At 72.8% G+C, this 23,047-nt stretch carries 23 protein-coding genes; 13 read left to right on the top strand and 10 right to left on the bottom strand.

The window, feature by feature from the left end; all coding sequences use genetic code 11:
- On the bottom strand, positions 1–561 hold the full coding sequence (locus tag M4486_RS12740; RefSeq protein WP_249477608.1) for a helix-turn-helix domain-containing protein: 561 nt from the start codon (positions 559–561) through the stop codon (positions 1–3).
- Between the two features lie 391 nt (positions 562–952).
- Between M4486_RS12740 and M4486_RS12735 the strand changes: the two genes are divergently transcribed.
- The 3 genes from M4486_RS12735 to M4486_RS12725 all read left to right on the top strand — a co-directional run bounded on the left by M4486_RS12735 (position 953) and on the right by M4486_RS12725 (position 2,926).
- A complete protein-coding gene (locus M4486_RS12735) occupies positions 953–1,798 on the top strand; it encodes an undecaprenyl-diphosphate phosphatase (RefSeq protein WP_249477607.1) in 846 nt (281 codons plus the stop codon).
- A 148-nt stretch (positions 1,799–1,946) separates the two neighbouring features.
- Positions 1,947–2,234 carry a YciI family protein gene (locus M4486_RS12730; protein ID WP_249477605.1) on the top strand — a complete coding sequence of 96 codons (288 nt, stop codon included), beginning with the start codon at positions 1,947–1,949 and terminating at the stop codon, positions 2,232–2,234.
- Between the two features lie 113 nt (positions 2,235–2,347).
- The gene (locus tag M4486_RS12725) at positions 2,348–2,926 is read left to right on the top strand and encodes a dihydrofolate reductase family protein (protein WP_249477604.1); all 579 of its coding nucleotides are present in this window, start codon (positions 2,348–2,350) and stop codon (positions 2,924–2,926) included.
- A 69-nt stretch (positions 2,927–2,995) separates the two neighbouring features.
- Here M4486_RS12725 and M4486_RS12720 read toward each other — a convergent pair whose 3' ends face one another.
- A complete protein-coding gene (locus M4486_RS12720; protein ID WP_249477603.1) occupies positions 2,996–3,490 on the bottom strand; it encodes a hypothetical protein in 495 nt (164 codons plus the stop codon).
- 44 nt (positions 3,491–3,534) lie between these two features.
- On the bottom strand, positions 3,535–4,449 hold the full coding sequence (locus tag M4486_RS12715) for a LysR family transcriptional regulator (protein ID WP_249477602.1): 915 nt from the start codon (positions 4,447–4,449) through the stop codon (positions 3,535–3,537).
- 164 nt (positions 4,450–4,613) lie between these two features.
- Between M4486_RS12715 and M4486_RS12710 the strand changes: the two genes are divergently transcribed.
- The 3 genes from M4486_RS12710 (at position 4,614) to M4486_RS12700 (ending at position 10,241) form a co-directional block, all read left to right on the top strand.
- The gene (locus tag M4486_RS12710) at positions 4,614–5,444 is read left to right on the top strand and encodes a LamB/YcsF family protein (RefSeq protein WP_249477600.1); all 831 of its coding nucleotides are present in this window, start codon (positions 4,614–4,616) and stop codon (positions 5,442–5,444) included.
- The gene (locus tag M4486_RS12705) at positions 5,441–7,372 is read left to right on the top strand and encodes a 5-oxoprolinase subunit B/C family protein (protein ID WP_249477598.1); all 1,932 of its coding nucleotides are present in this window, start codon (positions 5,441–5,443) and stop codon (positions 7,370–7,372) included. Before M4486_RS12710 ends, M4486_RS12705 begins: the two co-directional genes overlap by 4 nt.
- Positions 7,373–7,658: 286 nt before the next feature.
- Complete coding sequence (locus tag M4486_RS12700; RefSeq protein WP_249477596.1) at positions 7,659–10,241, top strand: alkaline phosphatase PhoX; 2,583 nt, start codon at positions 7,659–7,661, stop codon at positions 10,239–10,241.
- Between the two features lie 130 nt (positions 10,242–10,371).
- Here M4486_RS12700 and M4486_RS12695 read toward each other — a convergent pair whose 3' ends face one another.
- The 5 genes from M4486_RS12695 to soxR all read right to left on the bottom strand — a co-directional run bounded on the left by M4486_RS12695 (position 10,372) and on the right by soxR (position 14,810).
- Positions 10,372–11,952 carry a carbohydrate-binding domain-containing protein gene (locus tag M4486_RS12695; RefSeq protein WP_249477595.1) on the bottom strand — a complete coding sequence of 527 codons (1,581 nt, stop codon included), beginning with the start codon at positions 11,950–11,952 and terminating at the stop codon, positions 10,372–10,374.
- 119 nt (positions 11,953–12,071) lie between these two features.
- Positions 12,072–12,893 (bottom strand): VTC domain-containing protein, encoded by an 822-nt coding sequence (locus M4486_RS12690; protein ID WP_249477594.1) that lies wholly within the window; start codon positions 12,891–12,893, stop codon positions 12,072–12,074.
- The gene (locus M4486_RS12685; RefSeq protein WP_249477592.1) at positions 12,890–13,639 is read right to left on the bottom strand and encodes a DUF4956 domain-containing protein; all 750 of its coding nucleotides are present in this window, start codon (positions 13,637–13,639) and stop codon (positions 12,890–12,892) included. The genes M4486_RS12690 and M4486_RS12685 overlap by 4 nt, the downstream gene beginning before the upstream one ends.
- 149 nt (positions 13,640–13,788) lie before the next feature.
- The gene (locus M4486_RS12680) at positions 13,789–14,277 is read right to left on the bottom strand and encodes a VOC family protein (protein WP_249477590.1); all 489 of its coding nucleotides are present in this window, start codon (positions 14,275–14,277) and stop codon (positions 13,789–13,791) included.
- Positions 14,278–14,300: 23 nt separating this feature from the next.
- Positions 14,301–14,810, bottom strand: a complete 510-nt coding sequence (gene soxR / locus M4486_RS12675; protein ID WP_249477588.1) for a redox-sensitive transcriptional activator SoxR — start codon at positions 14,808–14,810, stop codon at positions 14,301–14,303.
- An 82-nt stretch (positions 14,811–14,892) separates the two neighbouring features.
- Between soxR and M4486_RS12670 the strand changes: the two genes are divergently transcribed.
- Positions 14,893–15,765 carry an MBL fold metallo-hydrolase gene (locus tag M4486_RS12670; protein ID WP_249477586.1) on the top strand — a complete coding sequence of 291 codons (873 nt, stop codon included), beginning with the start codon at positions 14,893–14,895 and terminating at the stop codon, positions 15,763–15,765.
- A 31-nt stretch (positions 15,766–15,796) separates the two neighbouring features.
- On the opposite strand, the gene M4486_RS12665 is transcribed toward M4486_RS12670, so the two are convergent.
- Entirely contained in the window at positions 15,797–16,204 is a 408-nt protein-coding gene (locus M4486_RS12665; RefSeq protein WP_249477584.1) for a VOC family protein, read from the bottom strand.
- A gap of 219 nt (positions 16,205–16,423) precedes the next feature.
- Between M4486_RS12665 and M4486_RS12660 the strand changes: the two genes are divergently transcribed.
- The 3 genes from M4486_RS12660 (at position 16,424) to M4486_RS12650 (ending at position 19,281) form a co-directional block, all read left to right on the top strand.
- Complete coding sequence (locus M4486_RS12660) at positions 16,424–17,755, top strand: multidrug effflux MFS transporter (RefSeq protein WP_249477583.1); 1,332 nt, start codon at positions 16,424–16,426, stop codon at positions 17,753–17,755.
- Between the two features lie 319 nt (positions 17,756–18,074).
- Positions 18,075–18,671 carry a manganese efflux pump MntP gene (locus M4486_RS12655; RefSeq protein ID WP_249477581.1) on the top strand — a complete coding sequence of 199 codons (597 nt, stop codon included), beginning with the start codon at positions 18,075–18,077 and terminating at the stop codon, positions 18,669–18,671.
- A gap of 34 nt (positions 18,672–18,705) precedes the next feature.
- Positions 18,706–19,281 (top strand): sugar O-acetyltransferase, encoded by a 576-nt coding sequence (locus tag M4486_RS12650; protein WP_249477580.1) that lies wholly within the window; start codon positions 18,706–18,708, stop codon positions 19,279–19,281.
- Positions 19,282–19,357: 76 nt separating this feature from the next.
- Here M4486_RS12650 and M4486_RS12645 read toward each other — a convergent pair whose 3' ends face one another.
- Positions 19,358–20,140 carry an ABC transporter ATP-binding protein gene (locus tag M4486_RS12645; protein ID WP_249477579.1) on the bottom strand — a complete coding sequence of 261 codons (783 nt, stop codon included), beginning with the start codon at positions 20,138–20,140 and terminating at the stop codon, positions 19,358–19,360.
- 152 nt (positions 20,141–20,292) lie between these two features.
- Between M4486_RS12645 and M4486_RS12640 the strand changes: the two genes are divergently transcribed.
- The 3 genes from M4486_RS12640 (at position 20,293) to M4486_RS12630 (ending at position 23,043) form a co-directional block, all read left to right on the top strand.
- Positions 20,293–21,348, top strand: a complete 1,056-nt coding sequence (locus M4486_RS12640) for an Ldh family oxidoreductase (RefSeq protein ID WP_249477578.1) — start codon at positions 20,293–20,295, stop codon at positions 21,346–21,348.
- Entirely contained in the window at positions 21,348–22,346 is a 999-nt protein-coding gene (locus M4486_RS12635; RefSeq protein WP_249477577.1) for a proline racemase family protein, read from the top strand. The genes M4486_RS12640 and M4486_RS12635 overlap by 1 nt, the downstream gene beginning before the upstream one ends.
- A gap of 85 nt (positions 22,347–22,431) precedes the next feature.
- On the top strand, positions 22,432–23,043 hold the full coding sequence (locus M4486_RS12630; RefSeq protein WP_249477575.1) for a P-loop nucleotide/nucleoside kinase family protein: 612 nt from the start codon (positions 22,432–22,434) through the stop codon (positions 23,041–23,043).
- Positions 23,044–23,047 lie beyond the last annotated feature (4 nt).

Raw genomic sequence — 23,047 nt, 5'->3', positions numbered from 1 at the left:
TCACGCCTCCTCGAGTGCCGTGATGATCGCGAGCAGGGGCACTACCCGCGTGGCCGGGATCGCCCAGCTCCCGCGGGCGGGCGAGGTGACCCAGCCGGCGCCCTGCAGCTGGTGGAGGTGGTGGTAGGCGACCCCCGTCGAGGCGAGGTCCAGCTCGTCGACGAGCTGGGCGACCGTGCACTCGGCTTCGAGCAGCTTCTGCAGCAGCGAGAGCCGAAGCGGGTGGCCGAGCGCCGCGACGCGCTCCGCCCGATCGGCCCAGTCCGCGCGCAGCAGCGGATCGGTGGGGCGGCCCCACTGGTACTCGACGTGGCCGATCGGGAGGTCGACGGCGCCCGCGTAGACCACGCCGCCGGGCGTGGGGAGCTGCGACTTCAGCGCGTTCAGCGCCCAGAAGCGGTCCGAGGCGGTGGGGTCGGCCGGTGCGGTCGGATCGGTGGCGGGATCGACCGCGTCCGACGAGGCTGGTTCCCCATCGGCGCCCGACGGAGCGGAGGGCTCTCCCGCTGCTGACTCCAGTCGCGCCAGGACGCCCTCGAGCCTCTGCTCCATCCGGTCCATGCGGTCCTCGAGGCTGCCTGTCGAGGTCGAGGTCGAGGTCGAGGTCGAGCTAGGGGTGGAGTCGGGGATAGACGCGCCCGATGGAGCTTGCGTGGACGCTTCCTCGCTGTTCGTCGTTCCTCGAGCCATCGTTCCTCCTCGTCGTCACCCGCAGTCAGCCATACCGATCGTCGGTGTCATCGCCTGTCGACATGGAGATTACGGAAATCCGGAGGAGTTGACAAGCGTGAGGGTGGGGACACGTTCTGCCGCGGTCCCGGCCTCGGGCCGGAGTGGGTGTCCTTGTTCCACTTTTTCCGGGGCCAGGTCGCCGCCCGCGCCGCTCAGGCTCGCCCCGCACCTCGGCGGTATGCTCCGGGCGTCCTGTCCGCACCGACATCCGGAGACGCCCGTGAACTGGCTGCATGCGATCCTCCTCGGCATCATCGAGGGGATCACCGAGTTCCTCCCGGTCTCCAGCACCGGCCACCTGAACATCGTCGAGAAGCTCCTGGGCTACGACATCGACTCCCGCGGCATGACCGCGTTCACGGCGGTGATCCAGGTCGGAGCGATCATCGCCGCGATCCTGTACTTCTGGAAGGACATCGTGCGGATCGCCGTCGCCTGGGTGCGCGGACTGGTCAGCGCAGAGGCGCGCACCGACCCGGACTGCACGCTGGGCTGGGGCGTCATCGTGGGGTCGATCCCCGTGGCGGTCGTGGGCCTGGCCTTCAAGGACCTCATCGAGGGCCCGCTGCGCAGCATGTGGGTGATCGCGATCGCGCTGTTCGTGTGGTCCTTCGCCATGTGGGCGGCCGATCGCATCCAGGCGAACCAGGTCGTCGCCAAGGAGATGCACCACGTCTCGGTGCTCGACGCGCTGATCATCGGCGTCTTCCAGGCGCTCGCGCCGCTGTTCCCCGGCGTCTCCCGCTCGGGCGCGACGATCTCCGCGGGGCTCATGCTCGGCTTCGACCGGGTCACCGCGACCCGCCTGAGCTTCTTCATGGGCATCCCTGCGCTGGTCGCCGCGGGCGGGCTCGAGGCCGTGGGCTCGGCCGGCGACATCTCCGACGCCGTGGGATGGGGGCCGACGATCATCGCCACCGCGGTGTCGTTCGTCGTGGCCTACGCGTCGATCGCCTGGCTGCTGCGGTTCGTCTCGAAGAACTCGTTCACCTCGTTCATCGTCTACCGCATCATCGTCGCGCTGGTGCTGCTGGGCCTGCTCGCGGGCGGGGTCGTCAGCGCCTGACGCGCGTGGCGCGGGTCGTGATGGGATCCGCGGCCTGCGGACGGGCCTCGCTGCGCGGGCGTCGACGACCTATCCTGCTGTGACCAGCGCCGCCGCGAGTCGCCCCGGTGGACGCCGGGCCCGACCGTCGAGCACGAGGAGAGCACCCGTGACCACCTTCGCCGTCACCTACCACTACGCGAACGACCCGGCCCGTCTCGACGAGCACCGCCCCTCCCACCGGGAGTTCCTGGGCGGCCTGCAGGAGCGCGGCACGATCATCGCGAGCGGCCCGTACACCGACTCCGACGGCGCTCGCGCCCTCCTGCTCGTCGAGGCGGCCGACGTCGCCGCCGTCGAATCGGCGCTCGAGGACGATCCGTTCCGCCGAGAGGGCCTGATCGCCGAGCGCGAGATCCACACCTGGAACGTGGTCATCGGCTCCCTCGGCTCCTGACCGTGCCCGTCGCCTGACGGCGCCTGTCGTCCGACAGCGCCTGGCCTTGACCGCCGGCGTCCGCCGGCGCTCGTCGTCGTCCGCGTCGACGCCCCACTCCAGAACGGAACCCCATGCGCGAGCTGACCTACTACGTCGCACTGAGCCTCGACGGCTTCATCGCCAGTCCGGGCGGTGAGTTCGATGCCTTCCTCGCCGAGGGCGATCACATGGGGCCCCTCTGGGAGCGCTACCGCGGGACCGCGCCGACCGCCCTCGCCCGCTCTGTCGGGCTCGAGGTCGAGGACGGCCCCTTCGACACCGTGGTCATGGGCTGGAACACCTACGGCGTGGGCCTGCCCGATCACCACCTGGCCGACCCCTACCAGCACCTGCGGCAGATCGTCTTCACCCGCTCCCACGTCGCTCCAGCGGGCAGCGACGGCGTGACCTTCACCGACGCCGATCCCGTCGAGACGGTCCGCGCGCTCAAGCAGGAGGAGGGCAGGGGGATCTGGCTGTGCGGCGGAGGAGCGCTCGCCGCGGAGCTCGCCGACGAGATCGATCGACTCGCCCTGAAGATCAACCCGGTCCTGCTCGGCGGGGGCGTGCCGCTCTTCGGCCAGCGCCCGTACGCGCCCTCGGCGTGGACGCGCGAGCACACGCGCGCCTTCGAGTCCGGCGTGGTGCTCGCCGAGTACGCCCGCTCCTGAGCGGGTCTCGCGAGCGGGCCTCTCGAGCACGTCGTCTGATCGGACCCTCCGACCGCCCGCGCCGCGGCCTCAGTCCGCTGCGGCGGATCGCTGCTCGCCCTCGGCCTTCGCCTCGAGGTACTGGCTCGCGGTCGCGCGTCGCAGCACGGTCGAGCCGACCACCACGAGCGGCAGCGCGCCGCGACCGCCGTGGGCCTCGAGGAACTCGACCGCACACGGGTCGCGCAGCACGTTCACCCAGGCCACGTCCTCGCGGTCGCCGCGCACAGCGGTCTGCAGGCGCGCCGAGAGCGGATCGCCGGGGGCCCAGAGGATGATCGCGTGGGCGTCGTCGCGGCGCGAGAGCGCCTGGGCGAACGGCTCGTGGCGCCCGGCGCGCAGCGGCGAGGTCCAGTAGCCCATGAACACGGCCGCGACGACGAGCACCGCCGCCGCGATCTCCTGATCGGCGAGCAGCAGCAGCGCGGCCACCGCGAGCCCGCCCACGGTCATCAGCACGGGGCGGACCCACAGGCTCGCGCGGCTCATCCGTCGGCCCGCATCGGGGGCGATCGTCGGCTCCATCGGCTTCTCCTCGAGTCCTTAGATCCTCGGGTCCCTGTCGGACCTCAGATCATCACGGCGGCGCTCGAGCGCTCCGCCGCGACGTCGATGAGGGCGTCCCGCAGCGCCTTGACCGCGGGGATCGCGGTCGCGCCGGGACGGTTGATCAGGCCGATCGTGCGCTCGTTGAGCCCGGTCAGCGGGCGCACGGTGACGTCCGCGCACGGCGCGGCCTCGATCGCGCTCTCGGGCAGCAGGGCGATGCCGCCGCTGTGCTGGATCAGGCGCTGCACCACGATCGCATCGTCGGTGGTGTGCCGGACCCTCGGGCTGAACCCCGCGCGCTGCGCGTTGACCAGCAGGTTCGCGCGACACCGCTCGCAGCCGGCGATCCACTCCTCCTCGGCGAGGTCGGCCATGGTGAGGTCGGGGTCCTCGGCCCGGGCGTGGTCCTTCGGCAGCACCGCGAGCACGCGGTCGTCGAGCACGGGCGTCCACTCGAGGGCGCCCTCGGCGTCCACGGCGGTGCCCTCGTAGCGGAAGACCAGCGCGAGGTCGAGATCGTTGCTGAGCAGGCGCTGGATCGCATCCGGCGGCTCGAGCTCGTCGAAGGTGACGTCGACGCCCTCGGCCTCGCGGCCCATGCGCGCGAGCGCGGGCGGCAGCAGCAGCGCCGCGGCCGACGGGAACGTCGCGAAGCGCACGCGCCCGCGGCGCAGCGCCGTGATCTCGGCGAGCTCCTCCTCGGCGGCGTGCAGCGAGGAGGCGATCCGCTCGGAGTGGCGGAACAGGCGCTGTCCCGCCTCGGTGGGTGTGACGCCGCTCGAGGAGCGCAGCAGCAGCTGGGTGCCGACCTCCTTCTCGAGGGCGGCGAGATGCTGGGAGACGGCCGGCTGGGTCCAGCCGAGCTCGCGGGCACCACCGCCGATGGTGCCGTTGCGCACGACCGTCCGGAAGATGAGCACACGACGAGGATCCATGGGGACGAGCGTACTCGGGTGACCCTAGGGATGCTTATGGGTTGGGCGCGAAGTCACCCGATCGGTCGCACGGAATGTCCGGGATCGCGGTCCGGGCCGGCTGTCGGGGGAGTCTGCGATCCTTGGAGAGGAGATGCGTCCACGAGCGTCGACGGAGAGGCCCCATGAGCACGATCGATCTGAACAGCGACATCGGCGAGTCCTTCGGCGCCTGGACCATGGGTGACGACGAGGCGATCCTCGACGTCGTGACCAGCGCGAACATCGCCTGCGGCTTCCATGCCGGGGACCCCTCGCACATGCGGCGCACGGTGCGGGCGGCGGCCGCGCGCGGTGTCACGATCGGCGCGCACGTCTCCTACCACGACCTCGCCGGCTTCGGCCGGCGATTCGTCGACGCGAGTCCCGACGAGCTCGCCGACGACGTCGTCTTTCAGATCGGCGCCCTGCAGGGCATGGCCCGCGCGGAGGGCGCCCGCGTCGCCTACGTGAAGCCGCACGGCGCCCTCTACAACACGATCGTCCACCACGAGCAGCACGCCCGAGCCGTCGTCGACGCGGTGCGGGCGGTCGGCGGAGCGGCCGACGCGGCCGATGCGGCCGGCGCGACCGACGGGTCGGGCGGGCCCGACGGCGCAGGAGGGTCGGGCGCGCTCGCCCTGCTCCTGCTGCCCGGCTCCCGCGCGGCCGAGCTCGCGCGCGAAGCGGGGATCGCGGTGATCGGCGAGGCCTTCGCCGACCGCGCCTACACCCCCTCGGGCACGCTCGTGCCGCGACGGGAGAGCGGCGCGGTGATCGAGGACCCCCGTGAGGTCGCCGAGCGCATGGTCCGCTTCGCCACCCGCGGAGAGATCGGGGCGACGGACGGGACGCTCCTGCGACCCGAGGCGACGAGCATCTGCCTGCACGGCGACACCCCGGGGGCCGTCGACCTCGCCCGTGCCGTGCGCCGCGGCCTCGAGGACGCGGGCGTGGACGTCCGGAGCTTCGCATGAGCCCCCGCGAGGACCGGGCGGGGAAGGCCCGCGACACGAACCCGAGGCCCGCACGCGGACGCGCCGCGAAGCGCGGGAACGGAGCCGGCGCGGCCTCGCCCCGCGTGCTGCCGATGGGGGAGCGGGCCCTGCTTCTCGAGCTGCCCAGCCTCGAGGACGCCCTGGCCTGGAACGACTCCGTGCGCACCGCGCCGCTGCCCGGCCAGGAGTGGAGCGTGGTCGCCGCCCGCACCGTGCTCGTGCGCTTCGGGACCTCGGCCGACGCCCTCGCGGCCGCCGAGGAGATCGCCGTGCGCACCCCGGAGGCGGGGAAGGCCTCGACGGGACGGACCCGCCGGATCGGCGTCGTCTACGACGGGGAGGACCTCGAGGAGGTCGCGCGCGCCACCGGACTGAGCGCCGAGGCCGTCGTCGCGGCCCACACCGGCACACCCTGGACCGCGGCCTTCGGAGGATTCGCCCCCGGATTCGTGTACCTGACCGGCGGCGATGCGCGCCTCGCGGTGCCCCGACGGGACAGTCCGCGCACCCGCGTCCCGGCCGGGGCGGTCGCGCTCGCCGGAGAGTTCTCGGCCGTCTACCCGAAGGCCTCGCCCGGCGGCTGGCAGCTCGTGGGCCGCACCGACGCCGTCCTCTTCGATCCCGACGCGAAGGATCCCGCGATGATCCGCCCCGGCGACACCGTGCGCTTCGAGGCGCGGCGCGAGAGCGCGCGGGTGATGCGGCGCGGGCGCGGGACGGTCGACGAGGGGACGGCGGACGGAGTGGCCTCTGACGATGCCGCCGCTGACGGCGCCGCGGCCACCGGCGAGGCGCAGCCCGCCCCGCGCCCCTTCCCGGATGTCGCCGCAGGATCGGCCGCGCTCGAGGTCCTCGCCCCCGGCCCGCGCACCCTCGTGGAGGACTCCGGCCGGCCCGGTCTCGGCGACCTCGGCGTCACGGGCTCCGGTGCGGCCGACGGCCCCTCGGCCCGCCAGGCGAACCGCCTGGTGGGCAACGCCCCGGACGCGGCGGTCCTGGAGACGCTGCTGGGCGGGCTCCGCGTGCGCGCCCGAGGCGACCTCGTCCTCGCGCTGTCCGGGGCGATCGGCGAGGCCAGGATCCACCGGGCCGACGCCGACGCCGCGCAGGAGGACGAGAGCGACCTCGACGAGGGAGAGGACGCGGCCGAGCGCGAGGACGCGGGCTTCCCCGTCTCCCTGTGCGAACCCTTCGGCCTGCGCGACGGCGAGACGCTCGCCCTCGCCGCGCCGACGTCGGGACTTCGCGGATACGTCGCCGTGCGCGGAGGCATCGACGTGCCCTCACAGCTCGGGAGCCGCGCGGCGGACACCCTCTCCGGCCTCGGCCCGCGCCCCCTCGCCGCCGACGACGTGCTCGCCATCGGTCAGGCGGATGCGCACCGCAGCGTCGGCTCCCCCGAGGAGCCGGCGACCGTCCTGCCCCGGTCTCCGCAGGCCCCGGACCTCGACGACGATGCGGCCGCGGACCACGCGCCGTCGGACGACGATGCGGCCGCGGGCGATGCGCCGTCGGACGACGCGGCGGCGGAGGACTCGGCCGCCGGCGGCCTCACCGGTGCCGTGCTCCGGATCCGACGCGGCCCGCGGGCGGACTGGGCCGAGGACGATGCCCTGCTCGGACGGACCTGGGTGGTCGGCGGCCACAGCGACCGGGTGGGCGCGCGCCTCGAGGCGGCCGACGGCGACGCGCCCCTGCGCCGGGTGCGCACCGAGGAGCTCGCGAGCGAGGGCCTGGTGCCGGGAGCGATCCAGCTGCCGCCCTCCGGGCTGCCCGTCGTGTTCCTCGCGGACCACCCCGTGACCGGCGGATATCCCGTGATCGCGGTGGTCGACGAGGCCGATCTCCCACTGCTCGCCCAGCTCCCGCCCGGCTCGAGCCTGCGCTTCGCACCTTCCGGGCACTGACGCCGCGCGTCCGCCGCGCCGCGCTCACCGTCCCGACACCTCCCTGTCATGTCGGCGTGGGGCCCTGGACATTCCGGGACGACATGCTCGATCCGCCCCTCGCGCCCCGGGGGAGTGCGGACGCGCCACTGCGACACGAGCGTCCGCGCAGGATCACGCCGCGCCCGTCGGTGCGGCGGCGGAGTCCGCGCTGCGCCCGATGGTGCGGCGACGGAGACCGTGCCGCGCTGCGCATGCCGCCGGAATCCTTCCGCCGGGGCCTCGTCCCCACGCGAAAGGACCCCTCGTGGTCATCCAGCTCCCTCTGCTCATGAAGGATCACGTGGCCGGCAAGCGGTCGCCCGTGACCTGTGCCCTGAAGTGCGCGAACGCGTGCCTCGGCGAGACCTGCAACAGCTCGTCGAACTCCTACTTCCGTGACGTCGCCTCGGCCGCGCTGAGCCGCCGCGCCATGCTCGGCGGCACCGCCGCGGGCGCTCTCGCGATCGCCGTCGCCGGCACCGCGGGCGCTCCGTCGGCCGACGCGGCCCCCGTCGGCCCCCTGGCCGACGCCGGAAAGGGCCCCAAGGCCCCGAACGGCAGCCCGCTGCGCTTCGAGGCGATCGACCCCGTCGACTACACCGTCGACGAGTTCACCGTCCCCGAGGGCTTCGAGTGGCACCCCATCATCAAGTGGGGCGACAAGCTGTTCTCCGACGCCCCCGACTTCGACTGGGGCGCCCAGACCGCCGAGGCGCAGAAGCGCCAGTTCGGCTACAACAACGACTACACCGAGATCCAGGAGATCCCGGACTCGGACGGCCTGCGCGCCGTGATGTTCGTGAACCACGAGTACACGAACGAGAACATCATGCTGCCGGAGGACACCGACGCCGAGACCGTCGCCGAGGTGGGCCTGAACGCCCACGGCCTGACCGTGGTCGAGCTGCAGCGCGAGGACCACGACTCGCCGTACGAGTACGTGGTCGACGCCGAGCTGAACCGCCGCTTCCTCGCCGACACGAAGTACGCCTTCACCGGCCCCGCCCGCTTCTCCGACCTGCTGAAGACCAAGGACTTCCCCCGCGGCAACGCCACCCACGGCACCTTCGGCAACTGCTCGGGCGGCCTCACCCCGTGGGGCACGCAGCTCAGCGGCGAGGAGAACTTCAACGGCTACTTCCGCACCGCCGGCGACACCGACGAGGACAAGCGCTACGGCATGAGCGCGAAGGCCACCGCCCGCGGCTGGGAGAACGTGGACCCGCGCTTCGACACCACGAACGACGGCTACGAGAACTCCGCCCACCACTTCGGCTGGATCGTCGAGGTGGACCCGTGGGATCCCGAGTCGACCCCGCGCAAGCACACCGCGATGGGCCGCTTCAAGCACGAGGGCGCGAACGTCATCATCGCCGAGGACGGCCACGCGGTCGCCTACATGGGCGACGACGAGAAGTTCGACTACCTCTACAAGTTCGTCTCCGCGAAGAAGTACAAGGAGGGCAACCGCAAGCACAACATGACCCTCCTCGAGGAGGGCGACCTCTACGTCGCGAAGTTCGAGGGCAACTCGGGCACCATCAACGGCTCGGGCGCGGTCCCGAAGGACGGCTCCTTCGACGGCACCGGCCGCTGGATTCCGCTGATCGTGGACGGCAAGTCCGAGGTCGAGGGGATGGACGTGGACGAGGTGCTCGTGAAGACCCGCCTCGCGGCCGACAAGGTCGGGCCCACGAAGATGGACCGCTGCGAGGACGTCGAGCCCTCGCTGAAGAGTCGCAAGGTCTATGTGGCCTGCACGAACAACGACGGCCGCGGCACCGAGGGCAAGGCCGGGCCCGACGAGGTCAACCCCCGCACCGTCAACCGCGACGGCCACGTCGTCGAGATCGACGAGCTGGGCACGCAGTCCGGCACCTCCTTCGCCTGGAACCTGCTGCTCGTGTGCGGCGACCCCGCGCAGAACACCTCCACCTACTTCTCGGGCTTCCCGAAGAAGAAGGTCTCGCCGATCTCCTGCCCGGACAACCTGGCCTTCGACTCCGTCGGGAACCTCTGGATCTCGACCGACGGCGCCCCGAGCACCATCGGCTTCAACGACGGCCTGTTCCGTGTGACCCTCGAGGGGAACCAGCGCGGCAAGGTCGAGCAGTTCGCCTCCGTCCCGGTGGACGCCGAGACCTGCGGCCCGATCGTGCGCGACCAGGACCGCACCGCCTTCGTCTCGGTCCAGCACCCGGGCGAGGACGGCACCTTCGACGAGCAGGTCTCCTACTGGCCCGAGTTCGAGGGCACCGGCCCGAAGCCGACCGTCGTGCAGATCCTGCCCGCGCGCACCGAGTTCAGCGACGTGAAGAAGGGCTCGGAGCACTACGACGCGATCCAGTGGGCGGCCCTCAAGGGGATCATCCCCGGCCGGGCCGACGACACCTTCGCCCCGCGCAAGAAGGTCACCCGCGCGGCGCTCGCCGCGTTCCTCTACCGGGCGGCCGGGAAGCCCGAGGTGCGCCTGCCGCGCAACGAGCCCTTCCGCGACGTCGAGCAGGGCGAGACGAACAACTACCGGGCGATCATCTGGGCGAAGCAGGAAGGGATCGTCGGCGGCTACTCCGACGGCACCTTCCGCCCCACCCAGGCCGTCACCCGCCAGGAGAGCGCCGCCTACCTCTACCGGTACGCGGGCTCCCCGTCCGCCCCGAAGCCGACCAAGGCGCCGTTCGGCGACGTGCCGGCGAGCTCCACCTTCGCCCGCCAGATCGCCTGGCTGAAGAAGGAGGGCGTGGCCTCCGGCAGCACCTTCCGGCCCACCGAGGCGCTCACCCGCGAATGGGCCGCCGAGTTCCTGCACGGCCTGATCGCCGAGCAGAAGGTCGCGTTCAAGGGCTGACGCCCGAGCCCGCGCGGGCACGGAGGTGCCGGCGCGGGCGTGAAGATGTGAGCGTGGCGAACCAGGATCCGCGGATTCTTGTTCGCCACGCTCATATCGTGTGGGCCTGCCGGCCGCTGGGGACCCGACGTCAGGACTCGGTCGTCGAGGACGCGGAGTCCGTGCCCGCATCGCTGCTCTGCTGGTCGGGAGGCGTGCCGCCCTGGCCACCGCCCATGCCGCCGGCCTGCGACTGCAGGTCGTCGGCCGAGGTGATCTCGGTGCCGTTCGCCGTGAGCGTCGCCCCGTCGAAGGTCACGTCGCCGTTGGCGTCGACAGGGGAGTCGCCGCCGTTGTCGGCGCTCGTGATGGTGGTGTCGCCGCCGGTCAGCGAGATGGAGCCGTTCGAGTCGAGGCCGTCGAAGTCGGCGTCGATGGTGACGGTGCCGCCGGAGATCGACAGCCACGAGCCGTCATCCTCCTCGCTGCCCCCGCCCGGGCCCTGCTGCTGGGCGTCGGTGCTGTCGCTCGAGCTGCTCGAGTCCGTGGAGTCGGTGGAATCCGAGGAGGTCGAGGCGTCCGACGACTCCTCCGCCGCGGCCTCCTCCTCGGTGGTCGCCGCGGTGGAGTTGATGCCGTCGTCCGAGGCCGTGATGTCCACGGTGCCGCCCTCGATCATGACGTCGTTCGCCTCGAGGCCCTCCTGCGACTTCTCGATGGTGAGCGTGCCGTCGGCGAGCTCGATCGCCTGCTCGGCGTCGATGCCGTCATCGCCGGCGTCGATCGTGAAGCTGCCGGCGGTGATGAGCACCCAGCCGCGGTCCTCGTCCTCGTAGTTGTCGGACTTGATGGCGTCGCCCCCGCTGGTGATGTCGAAGGTGCCGCCGGTGATGTCCACGTAGTCCTTGCCGCGGATGCCGTCGTCGGCCGCGGTGACCGTGAGGTCGCCGCCGACGATCGCGAGGCCGTCCTTCGTGGAGATGCCGTCGTTCGTGTTTCCGGTGACCGAGAGCGCGCCGCTGCCGGCGATCGTGAGATCGGAGGCGGAGGCGATCGCCGCGACGGGCGTCGCATCGTCCGCGACCTCGTAGTCCGAGCCGTCCTCGACGGAGTTCTCCGTGCCGTCGGCCAGATACAGGGTCGCCTCGTCCGCGCTGGTCACGGAGATGCCGGGGCCACTGCTCGAGGTGATCGAGGCGTCGTCGAGGATGATCGTGACGTCCTCGTCGTCCGGGGCGTCGACGACCAGCTGGCCGTCGCTCAGCGCCCCGGAGACCCGGTACACGCCGCCCTCGGTGATCGTCACGGTCGAGCCGTCGACGCTCACCCCCGAGGAGTCGGAGGTCGAGCCGTCGTCGGAGAGGGTGATCGCCTGCTCGTCGGCCTCGTCCCAGTTCAGGTCGTCCTCGTCGTAGTGGGTGTCGAGGGTGGTCAGGTCCAGGCTCGACAGCATGTCGTTGCTCGCCGAGGTGCTCGAGCTCGAGGTGGTGCTCGCCGCCGCCTCGCTGCTCGAGGAGGCGCCGGTGACCGCGGTCGCCGCTCCGCACGCCGCGAGGGCGAGGGTCGCGGCGCCCGCCGCCACGGCGGCCATGGTCCGGCGGACGCTGCGCGCGCTGCGGTCGCGTCTGCGTCCGGTCGGCGGCGGGGTGGTCGACGGAGGTGCGGACGACGGCGGGGCAGGTGTCGCGGGCTCGGTGGTCGACGGGTTCTCAGGGGTGTGCTGGCTGGTCATGGTGATCGTGTCCTCTCGCGGCCCGGGGCCGTGGTGGTGGAAGAAGTGCTGGTGACTGAAGAAGTGCCGGCGACTGGTGTGGTGCCGATGGTCGGTCCGGTGGTGATGCGGGGGCCTCCTCACGCTGCGTGCTGGGCCGGCGAGCGGACCTTCTGGAGGGTGCGGTGCCAGCGGTTCGTCGGCAGACGCGGATCCAGCAGGGCGAGGCCCGTCGCGAACTTCGAGATCCGCACCGGTCGGTGGCCGTCGGCCCAGAGCAGGCGGTCGGCGCGTCCCGGTCGGGTGCCCGCCTTCGTCTCGATGACGACGAGGCCCTCGAGGTCGTAGCCGGGCGGCGGCGCGGACGCGGCGTGCCTGCCCGTGCCCGTCGGACGCTGCGTGCCGGGGATCTCCCAGTGCAGGCCGGCGTCGATCGTGACGCGGCTCTCCTCGCCGGTGACCAGGAGCGTCGTGCGGTCGTAGCGGGTGGTGAGCACCGGTCCGAGCTCGCCGTCGAGGGCGCATCCGGCGCCGTCGAGTGCGATGTCGACGAACTCTCGGGAGGTACCCTCCAGGGGTCCGGCGGACGGGTCGCCGTCGGATCCGGACGGCAGCGGGATCCTCTGTTTGGAGGAGCCCCCGCGTCCGGTGGCGGTCTTCACCTCGAGGAACGCGGTGCCGGAGTCGACGTACTCGCGGCAGCGGATCTTCGCGCGCCGGCGGCGCCTGCCGGCCGCGGCGCGGAAGGTCGCGAGGTCGGCGGTGTCGTAGTACGTGGAGGCGTAGCGGAAGGTGCGCCGGCCGCCGATCTCGAGGACGCGGACGCTGCCGTCGAGCTCCGTGAGCAGCATGTGCACGGTCTCGCGGGGCACCAGGTACTTGCGGTCCACGCGGGTCATCAGGCCAGCGCGCTCGGAGATCTCCTCGAGGCCCACGGCGGGGAGGGTGCTCAGGCTGGTCATCGCGCGACCCCCTGCACGTGGCGGGAGGCGTCGGCAGCAGAGTCGGCACCGGCGCCGGCGTAGGCCCGGGAGTCGGACCGTGAGTCGGATCGAGTGTCCGACTCGGCGCCGACGGGGGCGGCCATGCTGGTGCGCCCGGCCGAGGTCGTCGAGCGCTCGGCGGCGCTCGCCTCGATCGGCACGGCCGCGCCCGCGGGGCGCTCGCCGGTGAGGCGGTAGCGGACGTCGACCGTGGTGGTGTCCGAGACGGTGTCCAGCCGCTGCACGCTGAGCGAGGTCACGCGGCCGCCGAGCATCCGGGAGAGGTGCTCGCGCAGTTCGTCCTCGTCGGCGATCGCGCGATCGACGACCACCACCTGTCGGCGGTGCGCGGCGAGCAGCGCCGGGTGGTCGACGAGCGTCATGGTGAGGACGATGAGCGCCATGAACACCGCGCCCATCCAGGCGGGGGTGACGGACAGCCCGCCCACGAGGCCGAGCGCCAGGAACGCGAAGTAGTAGGCGATCTCGTGCTGCGCGAGCTCGTCCGAGCGCAGCCGGATGATCGACAGGACGCCGAACAGGCCCAGGCCGATCCCGGCGCTCACGGCCGAGTTCGCGAGCAGGGCCGAGACGGCGAGGACTCCGACGTTGATGCCGAGGAACGCGACGACGAGGTCGCGTCGGCGATGGCGGGGCCAGTAGATGCCGAAGGTCAGGGTCGCTGCGGCGACGAGATCCAGGGCGTACAGGGTGATGGCGGACATGACGTGTGCTCCTCGATGATCGGTATGACATCGAGAATCCGGCCCGCTCCTGTGGAGCGCCTATGCCCGCCCTGTCGCGGGTGTATGAGAGATGAACGCCGGGGTGGCCCAGGGTGACAGCGCTGGTCAGGGGACGATGGGTGTGGTCCTCAGGCCACGATCTCCATCTCGAACCCCTGCGCGTTCTCGAGGAACAGGGCCGTGTGCTCGGGGCCTCCCGCGTGCGGATAGGCCTCGGCGAAGAGCTCCGACCAGCCGTGCGCCGGGGCCTGCTCGCGCAGACGGTCGAGCGCAGCGGGGGCGGAGCCCGCGGCCGCGTGCCGGTGCGGCGCCGACTCCGTCCCGGGCACCGTGCCGAGACGGGGCGGGAGGCGCAGCGCGAGATGGTTCAGGCCGGGCCGCATGCGGTCGTGGACCTCGCCGACGACGGCCGGGGACTGCTCGAGCACCACGTACACCCCGCTCGGATGCCGCCAGATCCGGCCCGTCGGCCAGTCCGGATCCGACTCGCCCGTCCAGCCGAGCGCCCCGAGCAGCCAGTCGAACGACGGCGCGGCGCCCGCGAGGTCGTGCGTCCACAGCTCCACGTGGTGCAGGGGCTGAAGGGCCGGTGAGGGATGGTCGGCGGGCTGATCCATGGAGCGAGCGTACGGGGGCGCCCTCACTCCTCGTCAGGGTGCGGGAACACGCGGCGCGCACCGGGGCCCGACGCCCCGAGCGCGTCGTCAGGGTTAAAGATCGCGCACTGGCGCATGGAGAGGCAGCCGCAGCCCACGCACATCGAGAGCCCGTCGCGCACCTGCTCGAGCTCCCGGATCCGCCGATCCAGCCGCGGCCGCCATTCGCGGGCGAGCCGCGCCCAGTCGCGCTTGGTGGGCGCGTGGTCGGGCGGGAAGCGCGAGAAGGCCTCGGCGATCTCTGCGAGGGAGAGGCCGACGTGCTGCGCGGCCTGGATGACGGCGATGCGGCGCAGCACGGTGCGCGCGTAGCGACGCTGGTTGCCGGAGGTGCGGTCGCTGGTCAGCAACCCGCGCGATTCGTAGTGGCGGATCGCGCTGGTGGCGACGCCCGCGCGCTCGGCGACCTCGCCGATGCTCAGCCGCTGCTCGGGCGAGGCATGCGCCCCCGAGGACTCGTCGCGGAAGGCGCGGTCGGTGCGGTCGGCGGTCATGCGAGAAGTCTGCGCCGTGAAGCCCTTGACTTCAAGCGGACTTGAGGTCGGAGGGTGAGGTCATCCGAGGAGAGGCCTGATCATGGCCCAGAACGTCAGCACCGCCGCCCGAGCCGAAATGCTCGACGCGCAGACCGCCACCCGCGGGATCCTGCAGTGCGCCACGTGCGGCGTCGAGTACGACGCGAGGGACCACCCCGGGATCTGCCCGATCTGCGCGGACGAGCGGCAGTACCTCCCCGCCGACGGGATCCAGCACTGGGCGGACCCCTCCCGCTACGCCGGGCCGCTCGAGCTCGTCGAGCTCGAGCGGGGCCTGTTCGCGATGCGGGGCGTCGAGGGCGTGGGCATCGGGCAGGAGGCGAACGTGCTGGTCACCGAGCACGGGAACGTCATGGTCGAGGTGCCCGCCGCGATCACCGACTCCGCGATCGAGGCCGTCCGCGCCCTCGGGCCGATGCGCGCCATCATCCCCAGCCACCCGCACATGTTCGGTCTGCAGTCGGCGTGGTCGGAGGCGCTCGGCGGCGCGCCGGTGTGGGTCCCACGGGCCGACGCCGCCTGGCTGGGCCGCGCACCCGCGCGGATCCGTCTGTGGGAGGGCGAGGAGCAGGTGGTCCCCGGCATCACGGCGGCCCAGCTCGGCGGCCATTTCCCCGGCAGTGCGGTCGTGCACTGGGCGGGGGCCGACGGGCGCGGGGTGCTGCTCTCGGGCGACACCATCGCGCCGAACCCGGACGGTCGCACGCTCGCCTTCATGCGCTCCTACCCCAATCGGATCCCGCTGTCCGGAACGGTCGCGCTGCGGGTCGCCGAAGCGGCGGCGCGCTTCGACTTCGACCGGCTGTACGGGAACTTCGCGGGCGCCGTGCTGCAGGATGCGCGCGAGGCGGTCCTCGCCTCGGCGCGTCGGCACGCGGCCTGGACGAGCGGCGAGCACGACGACCTGACCTGAGGCGTCCTCACCCGTGTGGGCCGTCGGCGGATCAGTCCGGCCGCACGGCGCTGAGGCAGAACGGGTGGCCGACGGGATCGAGCATGACCCGCCAGCGTGTGGGATCGGGCTGCGTCGGTGCTTCGACGCCGCCGATCGCGAGGACCGCGCGCGAGGCGGCGTCGAGGTCGTCGGCGGCGAGGTCGAGGTGCATCTGCTGGTGCTGCGGGCCGTTCGGCCACTGCGGGGCGACGTAGTCGTCGGCCCTCATCAGGGTGATCATCGGACCCGCCCCCGCGAGGGAGACGACGGATCCGTCGGGAGTCGCGAAGGCCTCCGCGAGACCCAGCAGCGAGCAGTAGAAGGGTGCGAGCGCGCGCGGATCCGGGCAGTCGATCGAGACCGAGGCGAGCGGGGCGATCGCGGCGGGAGCGGCGCCGGGAGTGGGCGTGGAGGTCATGGCCTCACCGTAGGCCTGTGCACCGACGGACGACCCGCCCGGATCTTCGAGCCGCTCCGGAGCCTTTTCCTCGGTCGAGTGGCCTGCGGCACGCGTCTCTCGCGAGATTGCGATGAATACATAACAATATTTGTGCGGTGCGTCGGAGCGCCCGACGGACCCATGACGAGCCGGCGAGGAGCCGCACGGTCCGTGCACCGCGAAGGAGGACTGCGCCCCGTGACCAGCGAAGCGACGATCGACCCGCCCACCCAGGAGCCCGCGCAGGCGGTGAGCCCTGCAACCGAGCGCCCCGCGCCCGCCCGCCCCATCGGCGTCGCGATGCTGGTGACCCTCGCGATCCTCGCGGCCGTCGCCCCCTTCGGCACCGACCTGTACCTCTCCGCGTTCCCCGCGATGACCTCGGACCTCGCGACCACGGCCACGGGCGTGCAGCTCTCGCTCACCGCGTTCCTCGTCGGCGCCGGGCTCGGGCAGGTCGTGTTCGGCCCCTGGTCGGACCGGTCCGGGCGCATGCCCCCGCTGCTCATCGGGCTCGTGCTGTTCCTCGGGGCGAGCATCGCCGCCGTCCTCGCCGTCGACGTGCAGATGCTCGTGATCGCGCGGCTCCTGCAGGGCCTCGGCGGAGCCGCCGGCATGGTCATCGGCCGCGCGATGATCCTGGACCGCGAACGCGGACCGGCCGCCGCGCGGGCCCTGAACGTGATGATGATGATCGGCGGCGTCGCGCCCGTGATCGCCCCGCTCAGCGGCAGCCTGCTCGCCGAGCCGCTCGGCTGGCGCGGCCTGCTGGGCATCGTCGCTGCGCTCGGCCTCGTCGCCCTGGTCGCGACGCTGCTGTGCGTGCGCGAGACCCTCCCGGTCGAGGCCCGCGCGGGGCGGCGGCATGCTGCGGACGGCTCTGCCTCCGACGGCCCTGCTGCCGGCGACCCTGCTGCTGTCGACTCCGCGTCCGCCGACGCCTCGGCGCCGCGCTCGGCCTGGTCGGCGATGCTGACCCGCGGCTATCTCGGGCACGTCGCGGCGTTCGGCTTCGGGATGGCGATCATGATGGCCTACATCTCCGCTTCGCCCTTCGTCTACCAGGACATGATCGGGCTGGGCACCGTGCAGTACGGGCTCGCCTTCGCGGTCAACGCCGTCGGCCTCATGGCCTCCTCCGCCCTCTCCGCCCGTCTCGCCTCCCGCGTCAGCGTTCGCACCCTGACCGGCACGGGGCTGGCGATCAGCAGCTGCGCGGTGCTCGTGATCCTCGCGTTCACCCTGGTCGGAGCGCCCCCGGCATGGCTCATGGTGCCGCTGTTCGCGGCGATCGCACCGCTCGGACTGGTCTTCGGCAACGCCACCGCGCTCGCGCTCTCGTCGGTCCCGCAGCGCGCGACCGGCTCGGCTTCCGCGCTGCTGGGCATGCTCCAGTTCGTGCTCGCCGGCATCGTCGCGGGGCTCGTCGGCCTCGCGGGCGAGGACACCACGCTCCCGCTCGCCCTCACCATGCTCGTCTCCGCGGTCATCGCGCTCGGCGGGTTCGCGCTCGCGGGCGGACGCCGCTGAGACGGGCGGACGCCGCTGAGAAGAGCGGCCGACGGGCCGTGAGGCCTCCCACCGGCGCTTCGCCCCGCCGTCGGCCTCCCGTACCCTGCAACCAGAAGGGGAGTAGTTCCCAGCGCGCGAGCGCCGCAGGCACGTCGGCCCGGCCGTCGGCCCCTGGCGCAGCGCCGAGGCGACGTCGACATTCTGGTGCCCCGGCACCCGGCCCGCCGCCCGGCTCCACGACCGCAGCACCGGAGGAGCCAGGGTGAACGAGACCTTCGGCATCTGACCATGCCGGAGGACTCCATCCGCCGGCCCGACTCGTGAGGCCCTCGACCCCATGACCCTGGCCACCACCGCCACCCTTCTGATCCTCGCCCTGGGCGTCTCCGCCGACGCCTTCGCGGTCGCCCTGGGCCGCGGCCTGCAGATCCGCGGCAAGCTCCTGTTCAACGCACTCGTCCTCGCCGCCGCCTTCGGCGTCGCGCAGGCCGTGATGCCCCTGCTGGGATGGCTCCTGGGGGCCGCCTTCGGCACCTACGTCGACAAGATCGACCACTGGATCGCCTTCGGTCTGCTCGCGATCGTCGGCGGCAAGATGATCTGGGAGGCCTTCCGGCCCGACGATCCGGCCGACGAGCTCCCCGAGGACCCCGACCATCCCGACCATCGCGTCACCCCGCGCGAGGTGGCCGTTCTCGCGGTCGCGACCAGCATCGACGCCTTCGCCGTCGGGATCTCGATCGCCTTCTCCTCGCTCTCGATCTGGGCCGCCGTGCCCGTGATCGGCGTCGTGACGTTCGTGCTGTCCTTCGTCGCCGTGTTCCTGGGGCAGAGGATCGGCGCCCGCTTCCGCACCCCCGCCGAGGTCGTCGGCGGCATCATCCTGATCCTCATCGGCCTGCAGATCCTGCTCGAGCACCTCGGGGTGCTGTGAGAGGCGGAGCCGCCTGCTCTGAGACCATCGGGCCATGGGAGAACATGCCGAGCGCCTGGCCCGTGGCGAGTGGTACCTCGATGACCCGGAGCTCCAGGAGCGCCGACGCCGCTGCCGGCGCCTGCTGGATGACTTCAACTCCGCCGGGGCCGACGAGGACGACGAGCGCCACCGCGCCCTGACCTCGATGCTCGGGCACGTCGGCGCCGACGTCGAGGTGGTGCCACGGTTCCAGTGCACCTACGGCGCCCATGTCCGTCTGGACGACGGTGCGTTCGTCAATGCGAACGCGTTCTTCATGGACGATGCGGCGATCACCGTGGGCGCCCATGCCCGGCTCGGGCCCGGCGCCCAGCTGATGACGGCCCTGCACCCGATCGACGACCATGCCCGCAGGCGCGAGGGCTGGGAGCGGGCGCTGCCGATCTCGATCGGGGAGAACTGCTGGCTGGGTGCCTCGGTCACCGTCGGCGCCGGCGTGAGCATCGGCCGGAACACGGTGGTCGGCGCGGGCAGCCTGGTGCTGCGTGACCTTCCCGATCACGTCCTGGCAGTGGGCTCGCCGGCGAGGATCATCCGCACCCTCCCGCCGGAGGACGGGCCGCGCTGAGCCACGGCTCTGCCCGGGGAGACCCGGGGCGATCGGCGCGCGTGCACGTGCGGCGTGCGCCGCTTCGGGGGTCTGCTCAGCGGAAGCGCTGCGCGGCGAGCGGGGCGCTCGCCGCGAGGTCCCGGATCGCCGGGTGCTCGGTGCTCGCGAGCACCTCATGCATCGTGCCGCGGGCGAGGATGCGTCCCTGCCCGAGGAAGGCGACGTCCTCGGACAGCCGCTGCAGCAGCTCGAGGTCGTGCGAGGCGATCAGCATGCCCACGCCCAGCTCGTCCGCGCGCGAGCGCAGGCCCGCGGCGATCTCCCCGCGCATGCCCGGGTCCACCGCGGTCAGCGGCTCGTCGAGCACGAGGATCCCGGGGCGTGTGGCCAGCGCCGTCGCGAGCGCGACGCGCTGCAGCTCCCCGCCGGAGAGGGAGCGCAGCGTACGGTCCTCGAAGCGGGGCTCGAGGCCGACGGTCCCGAGCATCTCGGCCACCGACACCGCGTGCGTGCGGCCGCCCTTGCGCGCCTCCCGCGCGGCGTTGCCCAGGGCCCCGGCGACGCTCGCCCGCGGATCGGTGACGGTCATCGCGTACTGGGAGACGAAGCGGACGTCGGCCGTGAACGCCTTGCGGTGCGCGCCGCGCAGCCGGGAGACGTTCCTGCCCTCGTACATGACCTGGCCCGACGTCGGCTTCAGGATCCCGCGCAGCGCATCGATCAGCGTCGTCTTTCCCGCGCCCGACGGACCGAGCAGGCCCATGGGCGCCTGGCCCGAGCGGATCTCCAGGTCGATCCCGTCGAGGACCCTCTGGCCCGGGTAGCCGGCGTGGAGGTCGGACGCGGTGAGGGCGGTGGACGAGGCGGAAGAGGCCATGATCGCTTTCTGTCGGGTGCGGGTGCGGGTGCGGGTGCGGGTGCGGGTGCCCGACCTCCGGCACTGTAGCGACGGAGGCTGGGGCCGGGTCGGGAGCGTCGAACGTCGGACGCCCGCGAGCCGGGCGCGCCGCTCCGATAGCGTGGACGACCATGACCTCGAGCTCTGCTTCTTCCGGCCATGCCGCGCCCGCCCCGAGCCGTCGGCTCACCCTCGTCGAGCTGACGGACCTCTGCCGTGAGGCGGTGCGCGCGGCCGGCGGGTCCGCCGAGGTCGCCGAGTCCCTGGCAGCGGCCGTCGCCTCCGCCGAGCGCCGCGGCAAGTCCGCGATCGGCGTCGCCCACCTGCCCGACTACCTCGACGGTCTCCGGTCGGGCCGGATCGGGCCCGATGCCCGACCGCGCGTGACCGTGTCCCGCCGGGCCGTGGTCGCGGTCGACGCCGACGGCGGCACCGCACAGCTGGCCTTCGACACCGCCGAGGACGCGCTCGTCACGGCCGCCCGCGACTGCGGCGTCGCGGTCCTCTCCGTGCGCGACGCCTTCACCGCCGGCGAGCTCGGCGACTACGCGACCCGCCTCGCCGAGCACGGCCTCGTGGCCGTGACCGGCGCGAACTCGCCCGCGCTGATGGCGGTGCACGGCGCGAGCCAGGAGGTCACCGGCACCAACCCGATCGCCTTCGCCCTCCCGCACCCGGACGGCCCCCGCATGTTCGACCAGGCCACGAGCGAGACCGCCTGGGTGAAGATCCGCGACGCCGCCGACGACGGCTCCTCCATCCCCGAGGGCTGGGCCCTCGACCCCGACGGCGAGCCGACGACCGACGCCCGCGCGGCGCTCGCCGGCGCGCTGCTGCCCTTCGGCGGCGTGAAGGGCGGGAACATCGCGCTCATGGTGGAGATGCTCGCGGCCATGTCGGGCGGCTCGTTCTCGCTGGACGCCGCGCCCTTCGACTCCGGCGCGACCTCGCCGAGCCTGGGCATGTTCGCGATCGCCATCGACCCGTCGGCCTTCGCCGAGGACTACCCGCAGCGGGCCGAGGAGCACCTGCGCCGGCTGCGCGAGGAGCACGGCGTGGACTTCGGGCGGCGCAAGGCCGAGGTCACCGAGGTCGAGCTCCCCGTCGCCCTGCTCGACGAGCTCGCGGGGGCAGGGTCGACGGGCTCAGCGTCGACCGCCCCGGCCGCGGCGTCGGAGGTCCGCTGATGCGCGCGCGACGTCTGCTGCAGGTCGTCGACACCCACGTCGAAGGACTCCCGGTGCGCGTGGTCACCGGGGGAGTGGCGCCGCTGCCCGGCGACACCATGGAGGAGCGCCGCGCCCGCTTCGTCGCGGAGCACGACGACCTGCGCACCCTGCTCATGTGCGAGCCCCGCGGCACCGGCTGGACGTCCGGGGCGATCCTGCAGCCTCCCACCCGCGAGGACGCCGACTGGGGAGTGCTGTTCATCGAGGTCACGGGTGTGCTGCCCATGTGCGGAGCCGGTACGATCGGCGTGGCGACGGCCCTCGTCGAGACCGGCATGGTCGAGGTCAGCGAGCCCGTGACCCGCATCCGCCTGGACGCCCCGATCGGTCTCATCACGGCCGACGTCGAGGTGCGCGACGGACGGGCCCTCTCGGTGACCATCGCGAACGTCGCCTCCTTCGCGCACGCCTTCGACCAGCGCATCGACGTCCCCGGATACGGAGAGGTCAGCGTCGACATCGGCTTCGGCGGGAACTTCTACGCGGTCCTCGGCGCCGACGCGCTTGGGCTCCGCGTGGAGCGCGAGGCGTCCGGAGAGCTCATCCGCGCGGGGAGCGCCGTGATGGACGCGGTGAACGCTCAGATCCTGCCGCGCCATCCCGGGACCGGCTACGAGGGCTGCGAGCACACGATCCTGCTGGATCCCGCCTCGGACGCGCGACGGGCCCGCCATGCCCTCGTCAACCACCCGGGCTGGATGGACCGCTCGCCCGGCGGCACCGGCACCAGCGCGCTCATGGCCCTCCACCACGCCCGCGGGGACCTGGGCCTCGAGGAGGACTTCGAGAACACGTCGATCCTGGGCACGTCCTTCACCGGGCGCCTGGTCGGGACCACCCGCATCGGCGCGACGGAGGCCGTGCTGCCCACGATCACCGGCAGCGCCTGGCTCACCGCCCTCTCGCAGGTCGTCCTGGACCCCAGCGACCCGTTCCCGGCCGGCTTCACCCTCTGAGCGGCTGACGGGCTCGGTCCGTCGGCCGGCTCGGCCGGCTCGGGCGACGGAGGAGCAGGCGGGACACCCTCTACGCTCTGTCAGCATGAGCCCCGAGCGACCCGCGCCCTCCCGCCTCTTCCTCCTCGTCGGCCCGCCGGCCGTCGGGAAGCTCAGCATCGCCCGCGAGATCGGGCGGCGCTCGGGCGCGATCGTCGTGGACAACCACCTGGTCAACAACGCCGTCTTCGTGCCCATGGGCCTGGATCGCGGGGGCAGGGGCCTCGCCGACACCGACGCGCTGCGCGCGCGGGTCCTGGACGTCGTGCTCGAGGCGACGCTCGCCGCCCCGGCGGGCCTCTCGCACGTCTTCACCAACTGGCTGCCCGAGGATCCGGACAACGCCGCCCACGTGCAGCGCCTGCGCGAGCTCGCCGCTGAGCGGGGCGCACGGTTTGTACCTGTCTGGCTCACGGCGTCGGCCGACGAGCTCTCCGCGCGCGTGGACTCCCCCGAACGGGCGGAGCGCTCGAAGCTCGTCGACGCCGGCGTCCTGCGCGAGCTGCTCACGATCCCTTCGCTGCCCGCCCCGCCGGACGCGATCGAGGTGGACACCTCACGGATGAGCATCGAGCAGGCGGCCGCGCACATCCTCGCGTCCTCGCGCGTCCTCGACCCCTCGGACCCTGCCGGACCCGCGCACATCGACGGGGCATAGCCTC

The sequence above is a fragment of the Brachybacterium kimchii genome (assembly GCF_023373525.1).
GTDB classification, from domain to species: domain Bacteria; phylum Actinomycetota; class Actinomycetes; order Actinomycetales; family Dermabacteraceae; genus Brachybacterium; species Brachybacterium kimchii.
Note: the sequence above shows the minus strand (reverse complement) of the source record. Positions and strands in the feature narration are given on the sequence as shown.